The 11,043-nt window shown below is 41.8% G+C and carries 11 protein-coding genes; all 11 read right to left on the reverse strand.

The features are described from left to right. A partial coding sequence (locus QZZ43_RS13775; RefSeq protein WP_291860483.1) for a serine/threonine-protein kinase occupies positions 1-846 on the reverse strand: 846 nt, incomplete at its 3' end. Positions 847-859: 13 nt separating this feature from the next. Continuing rightward, on the reverse strand, positions 860-1,462 hold the full coding sequence (locus QZZ43_RS13780; RefSeq protein WP_291860485.1) for an ECF-type sigma factor: 603 nt from the start codon (positions 1,460-1,462) through the stop codon (positions 860-862). Positions 1,463-1,575: 113 nt separating this feature from the next. Then, positions 1,576-4,074, reverse strand: a complete 2,499-nt coding sequence (gene hrpB, locus QZZ43_RS13785) for an ATP-dependent helicase HrpB (protein ID WP_291860487.1) — start codon at positions 4,072-4,074, stop codon at positions 1,576-1,578. A 129-nt stretch (positions 4,075-4,203) separates the two neighbouring features. Beyond that, entirely contained in the window at positions 4,204-4,404 is a 201-nt protein-coding gene (locus tag QZZ43_RS13790) for a dodecin family protein (RefSeq protein ID WP_291860489.1), read from the reverse strand. Positions 4,405-4,459: 55 nt separating this feature from the next. Then, positions 4,460-4,657 carry a ferredoxin gene (locus QZZ43_RS13795; RefSeq protein WP_291860491.1) on the reverse strand — a complete coding sequence of 66 codons (198 nt, stop codon included), beginning with the start codon at positions 4,655-4,657 and terminating at the stop codon, positions 4,460-4,462. Positions 4,658-4,853: 196 nt separating this feature from the next. After that, complete coding sequence (locus QZZ43_RS13800) at positions 4,854-5,285, reverse strand: OsmC family protein (RefSeq protein WP_291860495.1); 432 nt, start codon at positions 5,283-5,285, stop codon at positions 4,854-4,856. A gap of 338 nt (positions 5,286-5,623) precedes the next feature. Continuing rightward, on the reverse strand, positions 5,624-6,373 hold the full coding sequence (locus tag QZZ43_RS13805; protein ID WP_367221590.1) for a glycoside hydrolase family 26 protein: 750 nt from the start codon (positions 6,371-6,373) through the stop codon (positions 5,624-5,626). Then, positions 6,330-6,758, reverse strand: a complete 429-nt coding sequence (locus tag QZZ43_RS13810; RefSeq protein WP_291860498.1) for a glycosyl hydrolase — start codon at positions 6,756-6,758, stop codon at positions 6,330-6,332. The genes QZZ43_RS13805 and QZZ43_RS13810 overlap by 44 nt, the downstream gene beginning before the upstream one ends. Positions 6,759-7,111: 353 nt before the next feature. Beyond that, positions 7,112-8,725: a 4Fe-4S dicluster domain-containing protein gene (locus QZZ43_RS13815; protein ID WP_291860501.1), complete on the reverse strand. Its 1,614-nt coding sequence runs from the start codon at positions 8,723-8,725 to the stop codon at positions 7,112-7,114. Between the two features lie 186 nt (positions 8,726-8,911). After that, the gene (locus QZZ43_RS13820) at positions 8,912-9,829 is read right to left on the reverse strand and encodes a DUF362 domain-containing protein (protein WP_291860504.1); all 918 of its coding nucleotides are present in this window, start codon (positions 9,827-9,829) and stop codon (positions 8,912-8,914) included. A 587-nt stretch (positions 9,830-10,416) separates the two neighbouring features. Further along, positions 10,417-10,872, reverse strand: a complete 456-nt coding sequence (locus QZZ43_RS13825) for a toxin-antitoxin system YwqK family antitoxin (RefSeq protein ID WP_291860507.1) — start codon at positions 10,870-10,872, stop codon at positions 10,417-10,419. Between the last annotated feature and the right edge of the window lie 171 nt (positions 10,873-11,043).

The raw sequence follows: 11,043 nt of genomic DNA on the forward strand, positions 1-11,043 counted from the left end.
CCAGTGGATGCCGGTCAATAAATTGCAGAGCAACAGCCCCAACTGATAAACATCCGATAGTGTGGTTATTTTTTCGTTGTTTTTTTGTTCCGGGGAAGCGTAACGCGGTGTATAGGCGTTAAATATTTCGTTATCGGTTTCTGCATCTTCGTATATTAATGCTATTCCGAAATCCATTAATTTAAGGAACCCGTTTTTGTCGATAAAAATGTTATTCGGTTTAAGGTCTTTATGGATTATTAGGTTTTGATGAGCATAATTTACAGCCTGGCAAACATCAATGAATAACTCTAACCGGTCGTCGATACTTAGATTGTGTTGATTGCAGTAATCTGTAATCGGCAAACCCTCGATAAACTCCATGATAAAATAGGGACGTCCTTCTTCGGTTAACCCGCTATCGTAAATGGATGCAATGTGCGGATGATTTAAATTGGCCAGAATTTGTTTCTCCCGACGGAATTGTGCTTTCAACGGCTCATTATGGAGGCTCTCCTTCAGTACTTTAATGGCCACCTGCTGCTCATATTCGCCATCGGTACGTCGGGCCCTGTAAACGTGCGACATTCCACCACCCGAAATCAATTCAATGATTTCATAGACTCCTATTTGGTAACCTTCCGGATAGACTTTTTCTGTTATCGAATTTCTGATATTTTCGCTGAGCCTTGAAAAGTAGCAGGTTGCTAAATCGCGCTCGTCCAGTAAAACTTTGATTTCTTTGTAGTATTGGGGATATTTATCTTTCAGTTCCCGAAGGGTGTTCTCAATATTATTGGAGGAGCCAATATCTTCATCAATATAAGGTTCAATAACCTGCCATATTTCGTCACTGATAATGTCCATATTGAAGCTTGAGTTATGCTGAGTATTCGATGTTTTTGGGAGTCTGAATCTGTTTTATCTTTTGATGCAGCCAGATTTTCCCCATGGCCCAGCTTCTTTTTACAGACGAAGGTGAAATGTTCAGTGCCTGGGAGGTTTCTTCGATGTTCATACCTCCAAAGAACCTGCATTCCACAATTTTAAGTACTGTTTTGTTGTACCCCTCTAGTTTTTTCAGGGCCATCTCAAGCGCTTCGATATCTTCAGCAGCTTCCTGGCTTAAGTTGATATTAAATTGGTTCGGTATTTCTACGGGTTGATGCTCACGTTTTTTTGCCAGTTTTTTTCGAGCATAATCGGCCAGGATGTGCCTGATAGCCTTGGAGGCAATACTGTAAAAATGTCCGCGGCTTTCCCATTGTAATGATTCATTTCCTGCCAGTTTAATATAGGCTTCATGAACCAGTGCCGTTGTGTTTAAAGTATCAAACTCCGAACGGTTGTATTTGATGTTGTGAGCCACTTTTTTCAACTGCCCGTAAACAAGAGAGAAAAGTTGGTTGTAGGCTTTTTCGTCTCCCTTATTGCAGTCGTCCAGCAACTGTGTAATGAAGTTGTTTTGGTCATTCCCTTGCATATCGTTTTGGTTTAAGGTATAACGGTGTATACGTTCTGTATTAACCCAATACTGTTAAATAAGTAACGGAATGCCTGAATTATTGTTTAAACTGCTTGTTGATAGATTGGATTTTATTGTTTTCTCTTTCTTTTCGTTCCCCTTATTGCTTCCTCTTTCCATGGATCTTCGGGCCAGGCATGTTTAGGATAACGGTTTTTCAGTTCCTTCTTTACTTCATAATATGTGTTGTTCCAGAAACTACGCAAATCAGCAGTGACCTGAACAGGTTTGAAACCAGGAGAGAGTAGATGCAACAACACCGGTCTTTTACCCTCGTTGACGGTAGGAGTGTCGGTCATTCCGAATATTTCCTGCAGACGAACGGCCAATACCGGAGCTGATCCATCAGGCTGATAATTTAATTTTATGTTGGAACCACTTGGAACCGTTATTCGAGTTGGAGCCAGGCGTTCCAGAGCTGTTTGTTTGTCAGGAGGGAGATGATAATGCAAGGCATTGAGTAACTCAATTTGTTTGAGGTCTTCGTTGCGTTTGATGTTGCTCAAATAGGGAGTTAGCCAATCTTTGCAGGTTTTAAGCAGGGTGGAAGTAGTAACATCCGGCCAGTTTTCTTCGGGCCGCCAGATTTTAAGACTGATTATTCGGTTTTGCCATTGTTCTGTTTCGTCGTTAAAATCCAGTAGGTTTTCACCCTCTTTGACGATTGCCTCGCAAATTGAAGTCAAAATTTTGTATGGGTCTGGCGAATCTATGGGGTTTGATTGCAATACCAGACTGCCAATTCGTAAATCCCGGGTGGCAACCAGGCCTCCTTTCCGGGTGTCCCAGGTAATGGTTTCGGAGGTTTTTATCAAGGGTTTCAGGTCAGCAGGATTCAAAGGTGCCGCCAGGAAAATTTTACCCATTCCCTGCCGTGCATCCAGGTGAGCCACCGACAGCCAGGGCTCGTGAGCCAAATCATCTTTATGTGATGCAATGGCATAGCTTCCGTTGGAGAGTTGAAAACGGGCTTCGTTTCCGGGGCGTGCTGAGGCAATACGTTCCGGATATGCGTGAACCAGTAGCAACCCTGTATCGAAAGGGTCAAATGATTCGTTTTCAGGTTTGCTGTCGAACATCCGGTGATAGTATTCTGCAACTTTTATGATTTTGTTCCACCGTTTGTTATTTCTTTTCTCTCGTCGTTGACGGCGTAGTTCTTCTATCCTGAGGTTAATATCAATTCCTGTTTCCCGGGGCATGGGGTCGCGTTCTTCCAATATTGCTGCCAGGTCAGCTGCCAGGGGCAGGTGGCCTGAAGAATCGGCCATGAGGAGCATGTGTGCGATTCGTGGATGGCAAGGGAGGGCGGCCATCTCTTTTCCGTGTGGGGTTATCTTATTGTTTTCGAGTGCTTCCAGTTGATGAAGTGTCTCCAAAGCTTCGTCCACATGAGATTTGGGAGGGGGAGTGGGCCAGTTGAGAGAATAGACATCGGTTATTCCCCACACCGCCAGATCAAGGATCATGGACGACAAATCAGAAGTCTCAATTTCCGGAACTCTGTGTTCCTGCATTCGGTGTTCATCGGCCAGCGTCCAGAGACGATAACATTTGCCTGGGCCCAGCCTGCCTGCCCGTCCGGCTCTCTGATTAGCTGCATCGAGAGTGATTTCTATGGTGGTCAGCCGTGAGAGTCCGGTTCCGGGGTCGAATTGTAACGTACGGCCGTAACCGGAATCCACCACCATGGATACACCTTCGATGGTAATACTGGTTTCTGCAATGGAAGTGGCTAATACAACCTTCCGTTTTCCATGTGTATTTGGAAGAATGGCGGCCAGTTGTGCTTTTGGGGGTAACTGACCGTAAAGCGGATGGATGGCAATATTGACCAGATTCTTTTTCAGAATCTCTTCACATTTCCGTATTTCTCCTTCTCCCGGAAGAAACGCAAGAATATCTCCTTTATCGTTTTTTGCAGCCCTGGATACAATCGCTGCCACATTTTCAGCAACAACCATCACATCACGGTTGCCTGTGTGCGTTATCTCCACCGGATATTGCCGTCCCTGGCTTTCCACTACCGGGGCCCCGAGCATTTCTGAGAGATGAGGTAAATTAAGTGTGGCCGACATAACCATCAATCGTAAATCGGGACGTAGCACTTCCTGGCTTTGACGTGAGAGAACCAGGGCTATATCGGCAAAAATACTGCGTTCGTGGAATTCATCGAAAATGACCATTCCTACAGCTTCGAGGGCATTGTCGCTTTGGAGCATACGGGTTAGAATTCCTTCTGTGACCACTTCAATGCGAGTGTTTTTACTTATCTTGTTATCAAAACGTATGCGATATCCAATGCTTTGACCTACCTCTTCATTGAGCAATGAAGCCATGCGCATGGCAATGGTACGTGCAGCAAGACGACGGGGCTCCAACATAATGATTTTTTTGTCTCCAAGCCACTGTTCATTCAACAATGCTAAGGGCAGAAGGGTGCTTTTTCCGGCGCCCGGGGGTGCACTTACAATGAGGGTATTTCCTGTTTGAAGTTTTTCACGGATTTCGGGGATGACTTCGTTTACCGGAAGATTGATTTTTGAAGGATTGAATAGTATGCTTTTCACTTGATTAATTTGTGTTTTGCAAAGATACCGGATTAAGTGTTTATAAAAAAACCGGGTAACCTACCGTAAATATCTCTTCAAGGACATTCCGTGGTTAACCGGAACACAAAATAGTAGAAATCAACTGTGCTAGTCTATCTCAAAGGATATTTTAGCATTAACGGCATAGGAAACAATTTGGTTGTTTTCTACATTGGCATTCATGTTTTCGATGTAAATTGATTTAATGTTTTTTACAGTCTTAGAGGCTTCAGCCACAGCATTCTGCGTTGCTTCTGTAAAACCTTTGTCTGATGAAGCGATAACTTCAATTACTTTAACCATTTTCATAGTAGAAAATTTTAGAAGATTAATGATTTTCAGATGACAATTAAAATACAAGGTTTTAACCCTCTTCATATTTAATGACTTCTACCGGACAACTTTCGGCTGCCTCTTTAATCTCTTCGGCATAATCATCATAATTTACGTCTTCTTTGACAATAGCCACATCTTCTGGCAGGTCGAATACTTCCGGACAAATGTCAACGCAAAGATTGCAGGATGTGCAACCATCTTCCATCCAAATTTTTTTTATAGCCATAATTAAAAATTTAAAGTGTCTGAATTCAATTTTTTTAATTTACAAATAGATGGCCGGAAGGTCAATGGCTGATAGAAGATTTGTTTCAAAAAAGAGAGGTACAAAGAATTGGTGTTTTTACTAACGCTTACCATATAAATAAAAGGCTGCCAGAATTTTGGCAGCCTTAACTAATCCCAATTGATTGGGTCTATTTTTAAAGTAAAGATGCATCAAGAGAAATGGCCACACCTTGCTTGAGCGCTTTTGATACCGGACAATTCTCTTTGGCTTCATCCGCAATTTTTAGAAATTCGTCCTTATCCATTCCGGGCACTTTTCCCTTGGTTGTCAGATGAATTTTGGTGATACTGAAGCCATCAGCTCCTTTTTCTATGGATGCTTCGGCTTTTGTTTCCACGCTTTCGGGTTCATGACCTGCTTCTGACAGTGCGTGAGAAAAGGCCATCGAAAAGCATCCGGCATGTGCAGCAGCAATCAATTCTTCCGGGCTGGTGCCGTCTTTACTTCCTTCGAAACGCGATTTTGCTGAAAAATTTCCTTGCCAGGCACCTTCGCCCACATTCATTGTTCCTTTTCCTTTGGCAAGATTTCCTTTCCATATAGCCGATGATTTGTGTGTACTCATAACAAATATTTTTATGGTTCAACATTCAACTATATAGTCAACAATGTAACGCTTAAATGGTTGTGTCAGCTAGATATTTCATGCTGGTAGCATAAATGTACGACACTTTCAGCTTAGATAATTCTTTAAAAAAGTCATTGGAGTGTTGTTAACAAGTTGAGATTGATTTCCCGAATTGTCGGGATTAGCAATGACAGATTAGTTTCTACTTACGTTAGTGAAAAAGAGCTCATTAAAAAGCCTATACGTTGAGATGAAATAACGTGAGGATTATAATATCAAAGAGTTACTATGTTGGCTCTCATTGCTCATTTCGTTATCGACTACAAATTTTTTTTTTATTGGTAAATGCTCTTCAAATCTTTTTCAAAAAGAGTATAGGGATGCTTGTAGAATTCCAGAAAATTGGGAACGCTTTTGTGTCCGGGAAAGGGGGCATAATAGTGGGTAGAACTGTGAACATCGTTTCGCCACACTAGCACATAAGCGAGTTTGGAGTTGTACATTTGCATTGTTTTTAACAACGTTTCTGTCCACCACGTAGTGTCGGGTATTGATTCGAGCCCTGTTTCGGTAAATGCTGCCAGTTTTCCGGCTTTTTCTGCATAATCCGAAACGATTTTTAGCTTTTTTGCTGCGGTTTCAAGGTCATAACGGTCACGCCCAAGGTCAGCATAATTGTCCATTCCAACCATATCAACCCATTCATCGCCTGGGTACCGTTCCAGAAATTCTTCCTCATTGTTGAACCGATTATCAGGAGAAAAAGCATAGATGAAATTGTGTACATTCAACGAGTCTCTCAAATAAGAAACGGTAAATTTCCACAAATCCGTGAATTCTTCTTTGGTACAATGGGAGGCACCCCACCAAAACCAATCTCCGTCAAATTCATGAAAAGGACGGAAAATAACAGGAACAGAAGTCCCGTCTTTTGCTTTCAGACTATTGGCCCAGTTTCCGACGGTGGTAAGTATTTCTTTATACTTTTCATGGGCTTGACCACCCGGAATTATGTACTTTACGGCGGGCAGAGATACAGAATCAACCCAGTAGAAACGACCCTCCGAAACCGGATTGGAGAAAATGCCAGGCTACTGTGGTTACTCCCCCTCTTTCGTAAGTATCAATGACGTTTTTTCGCAGCGTTTCCACATTTTTATTGATTTCTTCTTCCGAAACCCCTGAAAAGCCCATGATATCTACTCCAATCACGGCAGGGTGTGAACCGGTTACTGATTGAATATCTGAGCGGTTCTCATCGCCTTGCCAACCGTGACCATATTCGGTGGCATGTTGATGACCGAATAGGGTATGGTTTTGGGAAAGTTCTTTTAAGTTGTCAAACAATGCTTTCGTTTCTGAGGTAGCATTTTTATCAACAAGTGAATGGGCGCTTTCAGAGGTGCACGAGAATGTCAGGGCTGATATTGAAACCCAGAATAATACCGTTTTAAACTTTTTAATAGTCATGGTGATTGGAAAAAGGTGTCTTGTTTTTTAGAGCAATATAAAATAGTCCGTTTGGCTTATATAAAGACCCCATAATCAGCTGTTATATCTAAAAGTTGCATTGTGTTAAAATGCAGAATTCCAACCCAATACGATTTATTTTAATCCATTTGTCTTAATATCTAACGGTCTATTGAATATAGCTAAAGCCCGTTAAACAAACGAATTCAAATTTTCCCTTCCCTATAAAACCGAATAGGCGAGGTTCTTCGTGTGAGGAGCCTACAAATAAAACGGTTACAAGTAGTTTCGCTGATAATAGTGACAACTTATCTATCACTTAAATCTATCTTTTTATTAAGGTTTTCGATTGGTTAAAAAGGAAAGTCCTCTTCGTGATCGATCTCTTGTTTTTTGCCAAAATCGGGTTTGTCTGCCAGTTGTTGTTCAGGGTTTCCATTCACATAAATGGCCTTGTAAGGTTGTGGAACCGGACATGGATATTCACAGGCCCCGCAGCCGATGCAAATGGACTGGTCAACTTCAGGAATCCGGAGACTATCCTTATAAGGCACCATAGTCACAGCCTTTGTGGGACAATGCTCAGAGCAAGCTCCACAGACTGTTTCATCGGTATAGACAATGCAATTTTGTTTTACAAAAACGGCCTTTCCCAGTTGAGTTATCTGTTTTTCCTCCAGCGGAAGTGGGAGAAGGGCTCCGGTTGGGCAGACCTCTCCGCATTTTGTGCAATCGAAATTACAAAAATAGGTAGCATAGTCCATGTGGGGCTGCATGAATCCTTCTAATCCGTAATGGGTGAGTGATGGTTGTAAAACACCTGTGGGGCAAGCTGTAACGCAAAGGGAACAACCTGTGCAAATGTCATTGAAACGTTTGATATTAAATGCACCCGGAGGGGTTACAGGATATTCCTTATTATTTAGTAAAAGATCCTTCTGATTTTCCGGAAGTTTGTTCTTTTTCAGAGCATAAATACGGCTTCCGGTTAATAATGCCAATCCCGTAACCAGCAATTTACGGCGGTTGCTGTCTGTAGCTTGTTGCATTTCTTTCTTGGGCATGGTTGCTTCTTTAAAATCCACCGGTTTTTGGGTTTTATGAGTAGCCGGACGCAGAGAAAGTGCCAATTCGGGGCAAGTGTCCAGACAATTGAAACAGGCAACACAGCGGCTGTTGTCAACCGAATAGTTGCGGATATCGATGCATTCGCTTTTGCATACTCCTGCACATTTCCCGCAACGGGTACATGTAGCTGCATTGAACTGAACTTTAAGGAAGCTGAATTTGGAGGCTACGCCCAATAACGTACCAACCGGACAAATGGTGTTGCAGAATAGCCGTCCTCGTTTCCAGGCAAAATAACCGATGGCAACAATGGTGGCTAAAGATAATATTACCGGAACCAGGTAAGGCATCATTAAGTTTACATGATAGACCGAATAGATTTCAAAATTCTGTAAAGCAGGAGCTATTACTCCATTGTTGAGCCATACCGCCAGGGGTTTGAAAAGGTAGGTGAAAGTTCTGCCTGCTATGCTGTATGGATCGAGCCAGGTTACAATCCAACCGGCTCCAAAAATTATGGCTAATGCCATGATTCCAAGGAATGTGTAACGTAAAACAGGATGTGCTTTTTTGTATTTAAAGAACCTTTTCTTTTTCGATTTCCAACGGGCAATTTTGTTTATCACATCCTGCAATATTCCCAGTGGGCAAATGACTGAACAGTAAATTCGTCCTGTGAGAAAAGTCAACAACAAAACCACTAAAAAACCGCCCGCCGTGGTAAGTGAAAAAACCGCCAGAAAATGCAGCAATGAAGGAACAAACTGAAGGTATAAAATGGAGTCGAATGTTTCGTTGGGAATCCATTCATACAGGTCAATAAACAGTACGAATGTGAGGATTAACACCAACAATGCAAGAAACACCCTGCTTTTCTTGAGGAAACGGTAGAACATCATTCGTAAAAAATTATTTAAGATAATTGAGTGGAATTCTTAATTGCATTGTAAACAGTTTCTTGTGGACAATTTTAGAAATCAAAGGCTGTCCTTGTTGCATTACAATAGGATGTGTCATTAAACGATAAACCGGTTTCCGGGTCAGGTTCCGGAAACCGGGAAATTGGTTAGAGACTATGAAAATCGTTAAGCTATTTTTATGCGTTTAATTGCAATGTTTTGAAGATTCATGGTACCTAATCCCATTTCATCCGCAATGCGAATGTGCTTAATATCCTGGGGTTTTTCACCAAACATCATCGTTGCTGCAGCATCTACTGCTACTATATCTTTTCCGGCGATCAGAGCTCTTAGATCTGCTACATCAGAAACTGATACTCCGCGTGGACCGTTTCGTGTCATCATACGGTAACCGTCGATGATATTGAGATCCGGTTTGCGGTAAGTGAGGAAATCAGCAATGCACTGGCTCAGGTCGTTTCCGTGATAATATCCGCGGTCCCAAACGACACCCATGAGGTTTTTCATCGCCAGCGAAACCGTTGTGGAACCATGATGTTTCAAAATGGGAACATTAATGAAAACATCTGCATCCATTAGGTCACGATGCACCTTGGTACTTTTTAGTTTTTTTCCCTGAGGAAGCGATACTTCCTGATAGAAGGATTCGTTGTTTCCGGGAACTACGTTGGCCCCGGCACTGCGGGCAGCCTCCTCCACTCCGCTGTTGCGATAACAACGATCCCACTGGTCGCAGGTATGGTCAAAAACGACTACTTCTGATGCGCCTGCATCAAGACAACTTTTTACAATTTTGTGAATCAGGTCGGGATTGGTGTTTCCTGCTCTTTCGGGCGGAACATCCCAACCAATATTGGGTTTTACAAGTACTTTCTGTCCGCTTTTTACGAATTTCCCCATTCCTCCGAGGGCTTCCATTGCTTTTTCGAACATATCAACTGCTTCGCCGCCACGTACAGCGACCAAATCGAACTTACCTTCTTCTGCAGGTAATCCAACTGCATTCAGTCCACCAAAATTAGGAACTAAAGCCCCGGCCAGTCCAAGACCAGCTCCTTTTATCAGAAAATCTCTTCTTTTCATACAAGTCCTCCTTCGTAATGTGGAATAATCTTTTACCGGTGATTATTCGTTATCTGTTTCTTTACAAAATTTATTTTGGGATGAGGTTGTTTGGGATGAACAATTCAAAACATGTGAAAATTTTCATATTTCGAACCATAAATATATAAAATAGGATGCACTCTTGGTTGTTCAAAGGTCTAATTTATAGTCGGTTTAAATAAATGCTTTACGACGGTTTGTTTTCATTGTACAGCCCCATTAAGGTTTCTCTAATATTTAAGCTATAGTAAATCGATAAGGGTTGGGGTTTCAATAGTTCTTTGGATTTATTTAAAGACTTGCAGGTTAGGTGTAATAGCGGGCTCGTGATTTTTTAACAACAGTATATCAACATTTATGACTCCGCTTACCTTTTATTTTTCCAACGGTCAAGTGAAAGATTCATTATTTTTAATAATGACACAGTGGATTTTTATTTTGACAGAAGGGAGGCGGAATGGTTTATACGCTTATGATAGTTTGTAATGAAACTAAATAAGTATAGTATGTACAAAAAAAAACCCGCAACCAAAAAGGCGCGGGTTTTTTTGGTTTTTCGGTTCAGATTAAAACTCTTTCTGACTAACCAGTGTGCCAGTTTCATCCCAGATAGACCACACTCCGGTTTTTGCACCATCGGTGTATTCCATTTCATAGCGAAGTGTTCCCTTTTCGTCCCAGATGTACCATTTACCATGCTTTTTCCCTTTGTTGTAGCGGGCTTCAGCAACTTTGGTTCCGTCTTCATTCCAGGTAATCCAGGTTCCGTCCATTTTGTTGTTGTCAAAATTGCGGACTTCTTTTTTTGCACCGTTTTCGAAAAAATAAGTGGTGGTACCGTTTTTCTGACCATTTTCCACGTGCATTTCGATACGAACATTTCCATCTGGAAAATATTCGATATATGTGCCGCTGTAAGGATTGTTGTTGAAATCGTAGAAAATTCCTTCTTTTTCAACAAGTTGGGCATGCAACAGGGATCCTGTTACTACCATTGCGAGTAATAATATCAGCTTTTTCATGGCCTTTGCTTTAAAGTTGTTTTCAAAAGCCTCCCAACTTGTTCCTGTAAGTGTGTTAACGCAAAGTTAACATTTAAGTTACATTTGGGCAACTTTGGAATAAAAAAAGGAAGAACTGAAACCAGCCTTCCCTTATTACTTTTGATTTTGTAGTGTTATTTTATTCGTCGC

This window comes from Marinilabilia sp. (genome assembly GCF_016278715.1).
In the GTDB taxonomy this organism is placed as follows: domain Bacteria; phylum Bacteroidota; class Bacteroidia; order Bacteroidales; family Marinilabiliaceae; genus Marinilabilia.